We start from the raw sequence: 15,290 nt of genomic DNA on the forward strand, positions 1-15,290 counted from the left end.
TGCATGTTAAGTAGCAGCGACTGGAAGATGTCAACGATGTGTCCAGAAACAGCGAAACAGTGGGGTAGTTTGCGGAGAAATCTCCGCATGCATGAAGAAGGGCCTCTACTTAGCATGTAAGTAGAGGCCCTGAGAGGGTGGAGGAGCGGAGCAGTGCGATCAGCCCTTGCGGGAGATGGTCCCGAGTTCGCGCGAGAGCCGCGCCGCCGCCTGCTCGGGCGTCTGGCGCAGTGCCATCAGGTCCTGCGCCACGGCCTGCACGGCGAGGCTCACCTGGTCGTAGCGCGGACTTTTCGGGCGTGGCACCGCCGACAGCACGCTCTGGCGCAGCGTGGGCAGGTACGGATACGCCCGGATCAGCTCGGGATCCTCGTACAGCGCGGCGCGCACCGGCGGCAGCGCGCCCGTGGTGAGCACTTGGCGCTGGACGCGTTCACTGGTGAGGTAGGAGATCAGATCGGCCGCCGACGCCGGATGCCGCGCATGGCTGCTCACGGCGAGGTTGGAGCCGCCCAGCACGCTGGTGCCGGGCCCGTCGGGGCCGGGCAGCGGCACCGCACCGAACCTGCCCGCGACCTTCGACCCCGCCGCGCTCGCGTCCGCGTAGGCATAGGGCCAGTTCCGCAGGAAGAGCAGCCGACCGTCCTGGAAGGCCTGCCGCGACTCCTCCTCCTTGTAGCCGAGCGCCTCGCGGGCGATCCAGCCGTCCCGCACGCCCTCCGCGAGGAACCGCAGTCCGGCGCGCGCCGCGTCGGAATCCACCGTCACACGGTCGCCGTCGTCGCGCAGGATCGATCCCCCCGCCGAGTGCACGGCCTCGGTGACGTTGACGGTGAGCCCCTCGTACGGCAGGAACTGGCCGGCATAGCCGTCCAATCCGTACTTCGGGGCGATCGTGCGTGCCTGGCGGACCAGGTCGTCCCAGGTGCGCGGCGGTTCCTCGCCCTCCCGGTCCAGGATGTCCCTGCGGTAGTAGAGCAGTCCCGCGTTGGTGACGTACGGGACCGCGTACAGCCGACCGTCGAAGGTCGCGGTGTCGACGACCGGCCGCAGGAAGGCGTCCAGGGGGAAGCGGTCACGCTGCAGCGGGGAGATCAATCCGGCCGCGGCGAACTCGGAGGTCCAGGCGACGTCGATGTTCAGTACGTCGAACCTGTCGCGCCCCGATCGCAGTTCGCTGATCATCTGGGCCCGCGTCTCGTCCGCCGAGTCGGGCAACTCGACGAGCGTGACGCGCTCGTCGGGATGGGCCTCGTTCCAGTCGTCCAGGAGCGGCGGGAGGTAGTCCGTCAGATCGCCCGCCGTCACGAGCGTCAGGGGGCCGCGGTCGCGCTCCCCGGGAGCTGCGCCCGCGTCGACGCGGACACCGAACCCGCTGAATCCCGTCAGTACGACCGCCCCCACCAGGAGAGCTCTACCCGCGGCACGCATCCACCGCATAGATTCCTCCCAGTGCACGATCCGGCTGCGCCGCCGACCATCGTGGCCTATATATACCCGTTAGGCATGGGCGATACTAGACGCCCATGCAGACGAGCCGGACGGCGGCACACATCGGCCCGCCGCCGAGTGAACGGTTGACTACGGAGCGGGAAGGAGGGGGAGCGAGTGCGGCTGGCGCTCCTTGCGCTCCTCACCCGTAGCCCTGCGCACGGTTACGAGCTGAAGCAGGACCTTGAGAAGCTCCTGGGCGCCGCGTACCCTCACCCCAACGTCGGCCAGATCTACGTCACCCTCGGTCGGCTGGAGAAGAGCGGCCTGATCGAAGGCGAGGACGTCGAGCAGTCGGGGCGGCCCAACAAGCGCACGTACAGGCTGACGGACGCCGGGCGCGAGGCCGCACTGGCGTGGTTCGAGGACACCACCGAGGAGCCCCGGGTACGGGACGAGTTCTTCATGAAGCTCGCACTCGCACCGCAGTCGGGTCTGGCCGACCCTGTCGCACTGATCAACAAGCAGCGGCGGCAGTACCTCAACACCATGCGGGACCTGTCCAAGCTGGCCGCGGCCGAGGACCGCGACAACAAGATCTCCCAATTGCTGATCGAGGGCGCCATGCTGCACCTGCAGGCCGACCTCGACTGGCTGGAACGCTGCCAGGAGGAGCTGGAATGAGCGACGACGCCGGCACCACCGCTCCTGCCGTGTCCGTCCAGCCCATCGAGCCCATCGTGCGCGCCGAGGGCCTGACCAAGACGCACCACGGCGAGGGCACGCCGGTGCATGCCGTGCGCGGGGTGGACCTGTCCGTCCAGCCAGGCGAGTTCGTCGCGGTCACCGGGCCGTCGGGAGCGGGCAAGTCCACGCTGCTGCACCTGATAGGCGGCCTCCAGCGACCCGACAGCGGGAAGCTGTGGCTCGGCGGAGAGCGCGTCGACGAATACCGCGAGGCCCGCTGGGCGGTCCTTCGGCGCCGCAGCGTCGGCGTCGTCTTCCAGTTCTTCAACCTGGTCTCCAACCTCACCGTCGCCGACAACGTCGAACTGCCCGCCCTGCTCGCCGGAACCTCCCCGAAGGCCGCCCGGGAGTCCCGCGCCGAACTGCTCGCCGAACTCGGCCTCGAAGGCCGGGAGCGGTCGATGCCCGGCGAGCTGTCGGGCGGCGAACAGCAGCGGGTCGCGCTCGCCCGCGCCCTGGTCAACCACCCCGCGCTGCTGCTCGCCGACGAACCGGCCGGCAGTCTCGACAGCAAGGGCACCCGCGAGGTACTGCGGCTTCTCTCCCGGTTCCACCAGCGCGGGCAGACGATCATGATGGTCACCCATGACGCCCGGATGGCCAGCGCCGCCGACCGCGTCATCAGCTTCTTCGACGGGCGCATAGCCGACGACGCGCAGCTCGGCAGCGGGCGCCGGGGGCCGGCCCGCGGCGTGGCCGGCGTACTGGACCTGGAACTGAAGGAATGACCGTGCGGGCCACTCTTCGCTGGGCGCACGCCGACTTCCGCGCACACCGCGGCGAAGCCCTCTTCGTCGTGTTGGCCAGCGCCGGGATCATCGCCTCGCTCCTGCTGGCCGGCGCACTGTTCAGCTACGCCGCCAACCCCTGGCAACGTGTCTTCAACCAGTCCCACGGCGCGCACGTCTGGCTGCACACCCGCGCCGGGGCGGACACTGCCGCCCTGTCCCGCATGGACGGGGTCGCAGCCGTCTCCGGGCCCTACCGCACGGCGGCGACCACCGTCGAGTCGCGCGGTGCCCGGGCCGGGGTGACGCTGCGTGCGGCAGCGCAGGAGCCCCCGGAGACCGGGCGGCCCCTCGTCACCACCGGCAGCTGGCTCCCCCGGCCGGACGAAACCGGCGGCGGTGCGGGGGTCGGCAACGGCGCCGTCGTACTGGAGGCCTCGGTCGCGCGGTCCCTGTGGGCGGAGCCGGGCGACACCGTACGGGTCACCGGCCCGGACGGCGCCCCGCACGCACTGCAGGTGAGCGGGATCGCCGAGGTGGCCGAGCCCCGCTACCACCCGGGGGGCGGGCCCGGCCTCGGCTGGGTGCTCTCCGGCACCCTCGACGACATCGCCCGCGGCGCGACCGGGCAGAGCGTGGGCCTGCGCCTGGAGGATCCGGACGACACCGACTTCACCGTCCAGCGCGCCGTGACCGTCCTCGGTGCCGACCGGGTCGCCCAGGTCACGACGTGGCAGCAGGCGCGGGCGGAGGCGGGCGGCGACGACCGGCTGCTCGGGCAGATGTTCGCCGTCTTCGGGCTCGGTGCGCTGCTCGCGGCGGCGCTCGCCGCTGCGGGAGCGATCGGCGCCCGGGTCCGCGGCCAGCTCAGGGACATCGCGATCCTCAAGGCCGTCGGCTTCACCCCCGGCCAGGTGACCCGTGGCTTCCTCGTACAGCATCTGGCCTTCGCGCTCCTCGGCGTGGCCCTCGGCACGGCGGCGATCGCTCTGCTGGGCGCCCGGATACCCGGGCGGATCGGGGAGGCGGCGGCGGTGTGGCAGGACCTGCCCGGCCACACCGCGCTGATGATCGGCGTCCCCTGCGGCGCGGTGCTGCTGATCGCGGCCGCGACCGGGCTCTCGGCCTGGCGGGCCGGACGGGTCCCACCCGTGCCGGTGGCCCGTGCGGCGCTGCCGTCCGCCGCACCGATGACCGCGCTCGGCAGGCGGGCTCTCGGAGCACGCGTGCCTCCCGCCCTGGTCCTGGGATGGCGAGCGGCGTTCCCGCGGCGCGGCCGGACGCTCGTACCCGTGGCCCGGCTCGCCCTGCCGCTCGTCCTCATCACGGTCGCGCTCGTCGCCTGGTCGACGCTGGACCAATTCCGCAGCCGGCCCGCACAGATGGGGCTGCCCACAGCACTGACCGTACGGGCCGGAGCGTCCCCGGGGCCGTCCGAAGCGGAACTGGAGCAGACCCTCGCGGCGATCCCGGGCATCGCCGCGGTCCACCCGGGCGCCGAGATGGCGGCGCTCGTGCCGGGGCAGACCGGCACGATCACGCTCCGAGGGCTGGGTACGGCCCGGGACCCGTATCCCTCCAAGGTGGTGGAAGGGCGCGCGGTCAGCGGTCCGGACGAGGCAGTGGCCGGGCAGGGGCTGCTCGACCTCCTGGGGGTACGCGTCGGCGCGTGGGTGCGGATGACCGTCGAGGGACGGCCGCAGATCCTGCACGTCGTCGGCCGCACCATCGAACCCGAATCCGGGGGCCGGGTGATCACCACGACCATCGACGCACTGCGGGAGCGCGATCCAGGGCTGCGGCCCGACTACCACGCCCTCGTGCTGCGCAAGGGCGCGGACCCCCGGGCGGTGGGCGCCGAACTCGCCGGGGCGGACGCCGGCACCCTGGAGGTCCGCGAGGCGTCGAACCCTGTCGACCGACTGGAACCGGCCCGCGGAGTGATCGCCGCCCTGATCGCGATCCTGGCACTGATCGGGCTGATCGAGCTGCTGACGCTGATCAGTACGGGCGTACGGGACCGCGGCCGGGATCTGCTCGCGCTGAAGGCGATCGGGCTGACGCCCCGACAGATCGGCTCGATGATCGTGACGGCCGCCGGCCTGACTGCGCTGGCATCCGCCGTGGTGGGCACGACGGTGGGGGTGCTGTCGGGCCGATGGCTCGTGGACACGCAGGGCGCATCGAGCGGAATCGGCGCGGGCATAGCCCAGCCCCCCACGTTGCCGGTGTTGTTGACGGTGATCGCCGGGGCGGTGCTGGGCGCGGTGGCCGCGGCCGCGCTCCCGGCGACCCGGGCGGCCCGGCGGCGGCCGGCGGACTCGCTGAGCGAGACGCTCTGACCGCTCCGGGAGCCGGTAGGTGCCCGATCCCCGAGAGGGGACCCGGCTCCCCGTCGCACCGGTACGCCCTGGCCTCCCGGGTCATCCCGGCCAGTGCAAGCGCCCGAGGTGGATCAACCGGAGCTGGCTGCGGGCCGTGCCGGTGACGGCCGACCAGTCCTCACCCCGCAGCGAGGCGGCGAGGCACGCCGAGGCCGTCATGAACATGTGGTCCACCAGGAGCCGGGCCAGCATCGCCACGTCGTCGGCGCCCCAGCCCGCACTGTCCGGGTCGGCCGCGAGCGCGGCACCGATCTCGTCGGCGAACGCGTCGAGTTGCCCGGCGATGGCCTCGCGCACCGTCGGAACTCCGCCGTACCGCTCGCGGACGAGGAAGCGGACGTGCGCCGGACGAGAGCGGACCAGCTCGGCGACGAGGCCCACCGCGGCGTCACCGCGACGGCCGGCGTCCCCCGTCGAGGCGAGCACGCCCCGCACGGTCTCGTGAAGGCTGGCCAGCGCCTCCTCCACGCAGCGCGCGAACGCCTGGCGGGCCATCGCGCCGGACGCCCCGACCACCACCGTGGAGGTCTGTGATGAACCCGCGTACCGCCGAGAAGGCCCCGTCCCCGGCCCGTACTCGATCCCGCGCCGGTACCAGGGACGCCGACGCCATGGCCGTCACCGCGTTCGTCCTCGGCCTGACCGGGCTGCTCGTACTCAACCTGGTGCTCGGCCCGACCGCCATCGTCCTCGGCTCCCTCGCCCTGTTGCGGCACACGGCCAGGCCGGCCCGCGCCCGCCTCGGCATCGCCCTGGGCCTGGCCGACCTCGTCATCCTCGCCTGTCTCGTCACCGCCGACCACACCTGGTCGTGGAGCCTGACCTGAAACGCAGGCGAACAGGGGTTCAGTGCTCGCAGAGGGAGAATTCTCGTTCGTAGAGCTGCTCGTTGTGTTCGTCGACGAAGAACTTGCGTTCCTGCATGAGCTGGTCGCGGTAGTCCTTCGCCTGTTCAAGCGTCATGGTCGAGGTTTCGGACCATGGTTGTTGCGGTGGCACATCGGATGTCGAGACGATCTTCTCCGACGGGTCGACCAGGAAGAACGCGAGAATTTCGAGCCCAGCACCTGGTTCAGCGCCTCTTCGTCCTCCAGACCGTAGACATCGCGCACTCCGTTGTCGTCGTTCTGTTCGTAGTCCGGGTCGTCGAGTGCGGCCCGGAAACTCAGCCGGCTTTCGGTGATGTTCTCGCTGCCCCAGTAGTAGATGCCGGTCGACACGATCCGCTCGTTCATCATCCCCTCGACATGCCAGGAACCGCCGGGGTACTCGGGCTTGTCCGGGGTGAGATGAATCGTGGCGAGCTTGACGATGACCTGGAGGCGGCGGCCGCGCAGGTCGACTCGGGCGGATTCGCCGGGCAGCTGGGGCGGGGCGAAGGCCGGGGCGTCCGGGATGACCGGGCGGCGGTTTTCCCACCAGTCGTCCTGGGCGACCTCCCACGCACGGCGGGCTTCCGCGTAGGCCTCGTCATCGCTGTAGGAGCTCTTGTCCGGATACTCCGGCTCCGAGTCGTACCACCCGTAGGGGTCGGCCTCGATCCGCAGGGGCCGCGGATGGCGCAGATCGGTGAGCACGTTCTCCAGCAGCGGGCGGAAGCACGCGAACAAGTCCGGCAGAACGGAGGCCAGTTCGCGATGGGCATCCGGGTGGACGTTGTTGACGTACGAACGGAAGGCGACGTCGCCGTCGTCACCGACCTCGACGTCCGTGGGCAGCCACTGGAACTTCTCCGAGAATTCGTACTTCGAGTAGCGGTCCGTCGGGTTCTGCCAAGCCCTTTCGGGCCCGCCGCTCACCTCCCTCACCAAGCAGAACAGCGAGGGATGAACCAGATCCAGTACCTGGCCGTCGGATCCGGAATGCCAGTCCCGTTCTTGGGCGACCGCTTCCTGCGTCCACCTGGCGACGATGCCGGCATCGTTCATCTTGTCGAACCACCCCGGCTTCGCCCGAATGAGCGCGCTGCACTGCATCATCTGGAGTTCCCGCAGCGTTCGGGGTGTCGCGAACGATATGGAGCGGGAGGCATGAAAGGGCAGCGGGAAAGCAGACAGGCCGGTCAATTCCCTTGGTCCTTGCAGTCGGTGTGCGGTGCCCGGAAGAACACTTCAGCGGACTGACACCGCCCCCGCCTGCAGGCCGTTGTCGACTCGCCTTCACCGGGATGTCGCCACCCAAGAAAGCCGATGATCGGCAGGACCCTGCCCGGGGGGTCAGGTGGAGGCGGGGACCAGGACCACGGCCGTCCCGTACGCGCACACCTCGGTCCCGACGTCGGCGGCGTCGGTGACGTCGAAGCGCATCATGAGCACGGCGTTCGCTCCGCGCGCCTTCGCCTGCTCGATCAGCCGCTCCATGGCCTGGTTGCGGGTCTGCACCAGGGTCTTGGTGAGGCCCTTCAGCTCGCCGCCGATCATCGACTTCAGGCCCGCGCCGATCTGGCTGCCCAGGTGGCGGGAGCGCACGGTGAGGCCGAAGACCTCGCCGATGACCTGCTCGACCCGGTAGCCGGGGACGTCGTTGGTCGTGACGACGAGGACGCCGGTCTCGTGTGCCCCGGCCCCGCCGCCGTAGTCTTCGATACCCATGGCCCCCACTCTGGCCCGGGCCGCCGCCGCCCGCATCCGGGGAGCCGTGCGGTCAGCGCATTCGGGCGGCGAGGCCGAACTCGTGGGCCACGACCACGGCCTGGGCGCGGCTGGACAGGGCCAGTTTGCTCATGCAGCGGTGGACGTGCGTCTTGACGGTGGCGGGGCTCAGGACGAGCCGTACGGCGATCTCGGCGTTGGGCAGACCGGCGCCGACCAGGGCGAGCACCTCGCGCTCGCGCGGGGTCAGCGTGTCCAGGCCGGGGTGCGGGGCTCGGGCGGCCGGGGCGGCGTAGGAGTCGATCAGTCCGCGCAGGGCCCGGGGGCTGAACAGCATCTCGCCGGCGTGCACGGTGGAGATGGCGGCGAGCAGCCGCTCGGGCGGGGTGTCCTTGACGAGGAAGCCGCTGGCGCCGACCCTGAGCGCGCGGAAGACGTGCTCGTCGGAGTCGAAGGTGGTCAGCACGAGCACCTTGGGCCCGCCGTCCGCAGGGTCCTGGCGGCCGGCCAGGATCCGCTCGGTGGCGGCGATCCCGTCGGTGCCGGGCATCCGGATGTCCATGAGGACGACGTCGGGCCGGGTCTCGGCGGCGAGCCGGACCGCCTCCTCGCCGTCGCAGGCCTCGCCGACGACCTCGTAGCCCGGTGCGGCGGTCAGCAACGCGGTCAGTCCGGACCGGATCAGGAACTGGTCGTCGACGACGAGTACGGACGGCATCCGCGTCACCCCCTCCCGCGGTAGATCATCGCCATGTACACCCCTGGTTGTACAGCGTCGCCATCCAAGGGGGTAGGCCGGTCTCAACCCGTGGATGGGCGCGGCCGGGAGCGGTCCGGCCGTAGATTCGCCTGCACCGGTTCACGGGCCGGTGCCGGCCCTGCCCCGGGGCCCGCTGCGCGGCCGTGCCCGTTCGGGGGCGGGCACGGCTGCCGCGCGCCACGACAGGACAGATTGGTCATATCGGGCTAAAAGCCGGTGAGCCACCGGGGCTAGGGCCTCCACCCTCGTCATAGTCGTCCCTGGCAACCGCCTGGTTGCCGCCACCGCGCCGCGCGACGCGGCGGGCGGACGTCTTCGTAGAGGAGCCGGCTCATGCTGAAGCCCACCAGAACCATCCTCGCTCTCGCCACCGGAAGCCTGGTTCTCGGTCTGGTCGGTGCGGGCGCCGCCGTGGCGGACGACGGTGACAACGTGCCGCCGCGTGAGATCGTCGTCGGCGACGGCCAGCCCGGCACGTACCCGGACTACAAGCACGCCATCGGCAAGGTCGTCTCCAAGGGCCCGCTGAAGGTCCGCAGCAAGCCGACCACCCAGTCGCGGTCCCTCGGCCACGTGTACCCGAACAACAAGCTCGAGATCGAGTGCAAGAAGTACGGCGAGAAGGTCGACGGGAACCGCATCTGGTACCGGCTGTACGACGAGAACGAGAACCTGGAGAACGGGATGGAAGCCCCCAACCGCGCCGCCTACGAGAAGGAGCGCTGGGTCTCCGCCCGCTACGTCAAGAACCTCTCCGAGGTGAAGTACTGCCACTGACCCCGGGTCAGTCCGCCGGGCGTACGGTACGGGGTCCCACGCACTCCGCTCCGTACGCCCGGACCCGTTCGCGCAGTTCCCGGTCCGCCGTGACCACGACGCAGCCGCGGCCCGCATGGGCCGCGGCCAGTTCCACGATCCGGTCGTCACCGCTCCCGGGGGCCGCGTCCACGCGTACCCCGGGAACGGATTCGACGCCACGGGCGGCGCCTTCGACGACGAGGATGATCTCCTCGTCCCCGCCGCGCCGGGCCAGCCGGTCGCGCAGCCGTTCGGCCGCGCCCCGCCGGTCCCGCCACCAGCCGTCCGGTACCGAACCGACGACGTTCGCGCCATCCACGATCAGCACGCCCGCCATGACGACTAGAAGTCCCCGTAGTTGACCTGCCAGGTGGGCAGGCCCATCCGGCGCCAGACCGCCACCACCCGGTCCCTGTCGTCGAGCGAGACCCGTACCGCGTACCGGTGCCGCACGTGGGCGTCGAACAGCTCGGCCTTCACCACGTCGTCGCGGCGCGTGTCGCCCGCCGCCCGCATCCACAGCTCGTCGTACGGCACCTGGTGGCGCCGCAGCCAGGACTCGGTCTGCGGACGGTGCTCCTCACCGCGCCCCGACAGCAGCACGATCACGTCGCCGTCGGCCCGCTTGAAGGCGTCCAGCGCGTGCCGGACCGACTCGTTGAGCAGGTCGAGCTCGCAGCGCGAGAAGTCGTACGGCCCGCGGTCGCCGGTCAGTGCGAGCGTGCCGTCGATGTCGCACATCACCGCCGACGGCAGCGCCGGGTCGGGGACGTACGCGGTCACGGGCGGCACGGCCGCAGCGCCCGACGCCGTCCCGTTCAGCCACTCGGCCGTGAGCCGCCAGCCGCCCTTGCGTGCCTTCTCGTGCTTCTCGGCCAGGATCCGGATGATCTCCTCGCCCACCTGCCGCTCGCGGGCCGCGTCGCGGCGCAGGCACTCCTCCAGCGGGACGTCGGTGAAGTCGTGCACGACGAAGGTCGCGAGCCCGCCGACGGCCGCCTTGAGCCGCTTCGGGATGTGCTTCGTCAGGTGCGTGTTGTCGACGACCACGTCGAAGCCGCCGTCCACAGCCGCGCGGACCGCCGCGTCCTGGACCTCCAGCACGGTCTGCTCGTGCGCCCAGGACCGGCCCCGCTCGGGGTCCGGCAGGTCGAGCATGGCGCGCAGATCGTCCAGGTTGACGCGCCGCATCCGGCCGCCGGACTGCGCCTGGAGGGCGCGGGCGGCGGTGGTCTTGCCGGAGGCGGGCAGGCCGGTCATGAGGTGCACGACGGGCAGCGGAGCCTCCTGCCCCGCGGGGTCCGCGGCGGCCTCCTCAGCGGCGGGCGCCGGGACGCGCGGCGCCGCCGCCTTCGGCGCGGACGCGGGTGCGGTGGGCGCGCAGGCGCGGGCGGTGGGCGCGGGTGCGGTGGGCGCGGGCGCGCGCTCCTCCTCGGACACGGTCCGGTTCTCCTCGTCGCTGATGTAGGGGTCGGCGGTCTCCGGCCTCACCTGACGCCAGGTCGTGAGCTCGGTCGTCCGGCCGTCCAGCCGCAGGAACATCGCGGGGCGGACCGCGCGGTCGTCCAGCTCCTTGACCGCGCGGGCGAAGGCGCCCCGGTCCGCGGCCAGGGGCGCGAGGCCCGCGAAGGCCTCGTCGATCGCGCGCTCGTGCCGCGCGGCCCGCTCCTCCAGGCGTGCGATGACCTCGCGCACCCAGTGGTCGAACTCGTCGGGCACCTGCTCCAGCAGCGCGTCGAGCGGCTTCCCGCCCGACGCCTCGATCTCGGCGACCGTGCAGTTCAGGCCCTGGGCGAGCTGCTTGGCGGGCAGACCGGCGAAGCGCTGGATGCCGTGGCCGCGCCACACGTCCCGCTCGGTGACGCCGGTGAGCACCTTGTGCAGCCGTACGTACTCCGACAGCTTGGCCTTGGCGCGCACGCCGGAGGCGAAGCGCAGGACGAAGCCCTCGGCGTCCATGCCGGTCGCGGTGGCGCCCCCGGGCAGGGTGTTGGACTCGGTCAGCGCGATCAGCTCGCCGAGCGGCATGGCGGGCCACACCGTCACGACGGAACCGATGCCCTCCCAGTGCGGCGCGGCCTCGGCGAGCGGGACCTCCGTGCCGTCCTGCCCGAAGGCGGCGAGGAGGACGAGGTCCCGGCGGTCGCCGTAGTCGACGACGATGCGGTTCTGCGGGTACAGGATCTCCGCGAGGTACGTGGTGCCCGGGCGCAGGGCCGCGGTGTCCTTCGCGTCGAGCCGGCGCTGGGCCCACGTGGCCTGGGCGCTGATGAAGGAACCCTTGGAGGCGACCCGCCAGCGGCCCGCGTAGTGGAAGACGACCGCGAGGCTGCCGTCGACCTTGTCGTACACCTCGAACGGCTCGTCGGGGAGGGCGGGCGCGTACGGCATGCCCGCCTCGTGCTCGCCGACGTTGAAGAACTTCGGCAGCGGCAGGGCGACGATCGCGCCGGTGGTGTCGTCGGCGACGAGTCCGCGGCAGCGCGTGGTGACCTCGTCCCAGACGCGCTCGTACTGGGCCGTCCTCGTGTACGTGTAGATGGACAGCGGCAGCTCGGGGTGCGACTTGCGGGTCACGTACCCGGCGTCGATCGAGGCCGCCAGCGCCTGGGCGGGCAGCAGGTCATGCAGAGTCAGGGTCTCCTGGCTCATGGGTTCCTCCCGGATTGAGATGGCTCATTCTCACCTGCGGGAGGGTCTGCCCGGTACTCAGTTTTGCCTGGTCGGGGCAGCGCCGAGGCGGTTGATGTCGGCGGGGCGCAGGATGTGGCCGGGCACCGCGGTGCCGGGCGTGGCGACGGCGATCATGGCACGGCCGAGGGTGTCGGAGGTGATGACGAGGTTCGGCGCGACCCGCCGCAGCAGCGGGACCAGCGGTGCGGTGACGGCGTAGAGCACGCGGTAGAGCCGGGTCTTGGAGGGCACGCCGCGCACCGGCTGCACGATGCCGGGGCGGAACATGTAGGCGCGGAAGGGCAGTTCCAGGAGCTCGTTCTCGGTCCTCCCCTTGACCCGGGCCCACATGGAACGGCCCCGCTCGGTGCTGTCCGTGCCCTCGCCGGAGACGTAGACGAAGGTCAGGCCGGGGTTGGCGGCGGCCAGCGGCCGGGCCACGGCGAGCGTCAGGTCGTGGGTGACGCGCCGGTACGCGTCCTCCTTCATGCCGACGGAGGAGACCCCGAGGCAGAAGAAGCAGGCGTCGTACGCTGCCGCGTCGACCTCCGCGGCGGCCAGGTCGGACGGGTCCGCCTGGACGCGCTCGCGCAGTTTGGGATGGCTCACGCCGAGCGGGGTGCGCCCGATGGCCAGGACGCTCTCGACGGAGTCGTCGCGCAGGCACTCGCGCAGGACGCCCCGGCCGATCATGCCGGTCGCGCCGAAGAGGATGACGTTCACGAGGGCAGCCTAGGCGGGTCTAGTGCGAGACGCAGAGCTCGTTGCCCTCGGGGTCGGCGAGTGTCGTCCAGGTGCTGGGGCCCTGGTTGCCTTCGTGGAGGTGCCGGGCGCCCTTGGCGATGAGCCGTTCGACGACGGCCCGCGGGTCGTCCTCGCCGGTGCGGACGTCGAGGTGGACCCGGTTCTTGACCGTCTTGGGCTCGGGGATGAACTGGAAGAGGATGCGGGGGGCGCGCTGCAACCCCTCCGGGTGGCGGATGCCCGTGCCCGCCTTCCAGACGAGGACGCCACGGTGGGTGGTGGTGTCCGCCTCGGTCGCCTGCCCCTCTTCGACCATGCGGCGGATGAACTTCTCGTCGCTGGGCTCCACTTCCCACCCGAGGGCGTCCGCCCACCAGTCGGCGAGCTCGTGCGGGTGGGCCGAGTCGATGGTCACCTGGAATGTGTACGCCATGCCGGGACCCTACTGAGGGGCCACCCCGGCCGCCACCGGAACGGGCTCGTAGTACGAGGCCACGGCGGGCTGCCCGGTGTAGTTGGGCCCTGCGGCCGGGTCGGCGCCGAGGTGGCGGAAGGGCAGCCGCACCGTGCGCGGGCCGTGCAGCGAGAGCCGGTGGTGCCGCGCGCTGTAGCGGAACCCGGCCGCGCGCAGCGCCGCCAGGGCGGCCCGCCCGGCCGGAGCCCCGTCGGCCCCGCGCAGCGACGCGGGGTCGAGGTGGGCGATCAGCAGGCCGTCGGCGGCGAGCCAGGAGGCGGCCCGGGCGAGGAGCCCGAGCTGGTCGCCGACGTAGTGCAGGCCGTGGACGCAGGTGATCAGGTCGTACGTCCGGGACGGGGACCAGTGCGTGACGGAGGCCGTCAGCAGCTCCAGGCCGGCCGGGGTGGGGGCGGGAGCGAGGGGGCCGACGAGGTCGACGCCGGTGAGGACGGCGTCCGGCAGCCGGAACCCGGCTTCGCGCAGGGCACGGCCTTCGCCGCTGCAGAGGTCGAGCCAGGACGGGGTGGCGGAACGGGCCGCGAGGTGGGCGACCGGGTCGAGCCCCAGCTCGCGGACATAGCTGTTGACGCCGGTGAGCCCGCGTTCGCGGTTCATCGTGTTGTTCGCGACCACCGAGGTGCGTTCCAGGTCGTGCGCGGGCAGCAGGTGAGCCGTCGTCATCGGGCCATTGTCCCCGGGCCGGGCGGGCGCCGGGAGCCCGGGCGGGCGTTGAGGTGGGAGACGAGCAGCGCGGCGAAGGTCAGCAGCCAGGCGCCCACGGCGATCCACAGCAGGACCTCGCCCAGCGGGCGCAGCCAGGCGATGCCGGCCGGGTCGGCCACCGCGAGACAGGCCACGGAGGTCATGCCCAGCGGGAAGACGGTGGCCCAGCGCCGGATGTCGTAGCGCGGCCGCGGGTGGCGCAGTTCGGCGGTGAGGAGGACGACGTACCAGACGAGGGACAGGGCGAGGACGGCCAGGGTGACGTCGCGGAGGACCGTGTGCGCCGAACCCGTCCACACGGGTGACGCCGTGAGTTTGGATCCGGCCAGGGCGGAGATGGAGAGCGCCCCGCCGGCGACCCAGTGGTCGCCCGCGCCGCCCACCACTTCACGGAGGTCGAAGCGCAGGAAGGCGGCCACGTAGAGCACCAGCCCGAGGCAGAAGGCCGCCAGCGCCGCCCAGGCCAGCCAGTCGTAGCCGGCGGCGGCAGCGAGGGTCGCCGCGAGGACGGCCAGGCCCTGGGTGGCCACGCAGCCGAGGAACGCCGCGCCCGGCATCCGCCGACCCCAGTGCCGTACGACGTTCACCAGCAGCCCGGGCCAGAGCGCCGCGGCGAGCGCGAGCAGGGCGGCCGCCACGGTCTGCCATCCGAGCATGGCGAGCCGGGTGCCGATGACGCTGGTGGCGGCGATGGCCGTCAGCGCGGCCGGAGTGTCGGCCTCCGCGCGGAACCGCCCGCGGTCGCTCAGCAGCCGGGCCGTGAAGTCGGCGGCGAGCACGAGCCACAGGGCGACGGCGAGGACGAGGGCGACGAGCGAGAACGGCTCGTGCCCGGTCAGGTGCAGGCCGACGGAGATGATGCCCGCCGCCATGACGGCGGCTCCCGCCGCCGGCGGGAGTCCGGTCCACCAGCCGCTACCGGGAGGGATGCTCACCCCACCAGCGGACCGCACCGCTCCGCGCGGCGCCAGCGGACGCGGCCGACCGGCTCGCAGCGGCTCAAACCTTGAGGACCTGCCGGTCCGTCACAGGGGAGCGGACCGGCAGCCCCCGCCCACTGTTTCCCGTTGCGACGCCACCGCCGGGGCTCCGCCCCGCACCCCGCTCCTCAAACGCCGGAGGGGCTGAATTTGGTGCGGCGAGGCCGGATTGTGCGGCAGGGCCGGTTGGGGCGGGGTCGGGTGTGTGTCGGGGTGATCCCCGCAGGGCGCCGAACGCCTCGGGGCTCCGCTCTCCGACCCCCCGCCACGTTCG

General features: G+C 72.1%; 15 protein-coding genes and 1 pseudogene. 5 read left to right on the forward strand and 11 right to left on the reverse strand.

Annotated features, from left to right (window positions below; genetic code table 11):
• Positions 1 to 159 precede the first annotated feature (159 nt).
• Complete coding sequence (locus AB0D29_RS31145; protein WP_362858820.1) at positions 160 to 1,440, reverse strand: ABC transporter substrate-binding protein; 1,281 nt, start codon at positions 1,438 to 1,440, stop codon at positions 160 to 162.
• A 168-nt stretch (positions 1,441 to 1,608) separates the two neighbouring features.
• Between AB0D29_RS31145 and AB0D29_RS31150 the strand changes: the two genes are divergently transcribed.
• Genes AB0D29_RS31150 through AB0D29_RS31160 form a run of 3 tightly spaced genes read left to right on the forward strand, consistent with a single transcriptional unit; the run spans position 1,609 to position 5,248 of the window.
• Positions 1,609 to 2,115 carry a PadR family transcriptional regulator gene (locus tag AB0D29_RS31150; RefSeq protein WP_362804994.1) on the forward strand — a complete coding sequence of 169 codons (507 nt, stop codon included), beginning with the start codon at positions 1,609 to 1,611 and terminating at the stop codon, positions 2,113 to 2,115.
• Positions 2,112 to 2,906, forward strand: a complete 795-nt coding sequence (locus AB0D29_RS31155; RefSeq protein WP_362858822.1) for an ABC transporter ATP-binding protein — start codon at positions 2,112 to 2,114, stop codon at positions 2,904 to 2,906. The genes AB0D29_RS31150 and AB0D29_RS31155 overlap by 4 nt, the downstream gene beginning before the upstream one ends.
• Before the next feature lie 2 nt (positions 2,907 to 2,908).
• Positions 2,909 to 5,248 carry an FtsX-like permease family protein gene (locus AB0D29_RS31160; RefSeq protein ID WP_362858823.1) on the forward strand — a complete coding sequence of 780 codons (2,340 nt, stop codon included), beginning with the start codon at positions 2,909 to 2,911 and terminating at the stop codon, positions 5,246 to 5,248.
• Positions 5,249 to 5,329: 81 nt separating this feature from the next.
• On the opposite strand, the gene AB0D29_RS31165 is transcribed toward AB0D29_RS31160, so the two are convergent.
• The gene (locus AB0D29_RS31165) at positions 5,330 to 5,809 is read right to left on the reverse strand and encodes a TetR family transcriptional regulator (protein ID WP_362858824.1); all 480 of its coding nucleotides are present in this window, start codon (positions 5,807 to 5,809) and stop codon (positions 5,330 to 5,332) included.
• A gap of 14 nt (positions 5,810 to 5,823) precedes the next feature.
• Between AB0D29_RS31165 and AB0D29_RS31170 the strand changes: the two genes are divergently transcribed.
• The gene (locus AB0D29_RS31170; RefSeq protein WP_362858825.1) at positions 5,824 to 6,117 is read left to right on the forward strand and encodes a DUF4190 domain-containing protein; all 294 of its coding nucleotides are present in this window, start codon (positions 5,824 to 5,826) and stop codon (positions 6,115 to 6,117) included.
• Between the two features lie 19 nt (positions 6,118 to 6,136).
• On the opposite strand, the pseudogene AB0D29_RS31175 reads toward AB0D29_RS31170, so the two are convergent.
• The 3 genes and pseudogenes from AB0D29_RS31175 to AB0D29_RS31185 all read right to left on the reverse strand — a co-directional run bounded on the left by AB0D29_RS31175 (position 6,137) and on the right by AB0D29_RS31185 (position 8,599).
• A pseudogene (locus tag AB0D29_RS31175) lies at positions 6,137 to 7,356 on the reverse strand (DUF4246 family protein).
• Between the two features lie 150 nt (positions 7,357 to 7,506).
• Positions 7,507 to 7,881 carry a YbjQ family protein gene (locus tag AB0D29_RS31180; protein ID WP_351302786.1) on the reverse strand — a complete coding sequence of 125 codons (375 nt, stop codon included), beginning with the start codon at positions 7,879 to 7,881 and terminating at the stop codon, positions 7,507 to 7,509.
• 52 nt (positions 7,882 to 7,933) lie between these two features.
• Positions 7,934 to 8,599 carry a response regulator transcription factor gene (locus AB0D29_RS31185; RefSeq protein WP_362858826.1) on the reverse strand — a complete coding sequence of 222 codons (666 nt, stop codon included), beginning with the start codon at positions 8,597 to 8,599 and terminating at the stop codon, positions 7,934 to 7,936.
• Between the two features lie 375 nt (positions 8,600 to 8,974).
• Between AB0D29_RS31185 and AB0D29_RS31190 the strand changes: the two genes are divergently transcribed.
• Positions 8,975 to 9,418, forward strand: coding sequence for an SH3 domain-containing protein (locus AB0D29_RS31190; protein ID WP_362858827.1), 444 nt, complete (start codon positions 8,975 to 8,977; stop codon positions 9,416 to 9,418).
• Positions 9,419 to 9,425: 7 nt separating this feature from the next.
• Here the strand turns inward: AB0D29_RS31190 and AB0D29_RS31195 are convergent, their stop codons facing one another.
• From AB0D29_RS31195 to AB0D29_RS31220, 6 genes are read right to left on the reverse strand one after another with little or no spacing between them, the layout of a single operon-like run.
• A complete protein-coding gene (locus tag AB0D29_RS31195) occupies positions 9,426 to 9,776 on the reverse strand; it encodes an NTP pyrophosphohydrolase (protein WP_362858828.1) in 351 nt (116 codons plus the stop codon).
• 5 nt (positions 9,777 to 9,781) lie between these two features.
• On the reverse strand, positions 9,782 to 12,091 hold the full coding sequence (locus tag AB0D29_RS31200; protein ID WP_362858829.1) for an AAA family ATPase: 2,310 nt from the start codon (positions 12,089 to 12,091) through the stop codon (positions 9,782 to 9,784).
• A gap of 57 nt (positions 12,092 to 12,148) precedes the next feature.
• The gene (locus tag AB0D29_RS31205; RefSeq protein ID WP_362858830.1) at positions 12,149 to 12,835 is read right to left on the reverse strand and encodes an epimerase; all 687 of its coding nucleotides are present in this window, start codon (positions 12,833 to 12,835) and stop codon (positions 12,149 to 12,151) included.
• Positions 12,836 to 12,854: 19 nt separating this feature from the next.
• Positions 12,855 to 13,289, reverse strand: coding sequence for a VOC family protein (locus AB0D29_RS31210; protein WP_362858832.1), 435 nt, complete (start codon positions 13,287 to 13,289; stop codon positions 12,855 to 12,857).
• 9 nt (positions 13,290 to 13,298) lie between these two features.
• Positions 13,299 to 13,994 (reverse strand): methyltransferase domain-containing protein, encoded by a 696-nt coding sequence (locus AB0D29_RS31215; RefSeq protein WP_362858833.1) that lies wholly within the window; start codon positions 13,992 to 13,994, stop codon positions 13,299 to 13,301.
• Positions 13,991 to 14,971: a tellurite resistance/C4-dicarboxylate transporter family protein gene (locus AB0D29_RS31220; protein WP_362858834.1), complete on the reverse strand. Its 981-nt coding sequence runs from the start codon at positions 14,969 to 14,971 to the stop codon at positions 13,991 to 13,993. Before AB0D29_RS31220 ends, AB0D29_RS31215 begins: the two co-directional genes overlap by 4 nt.
• Between the last annotated feature and the right edge of the window lie 319 nt (positions 14,972 to 15,290).

Origin of the sequence: Streptomyces sp. NPDC048424 (assembly GCF_040651555.1) — a bacterium.
Taxonomy (GTDB): Bacteria; Actinomycetota; Actinomycetes; order Streptomycetales; family Streptomycetaceae; genus Streptomyces.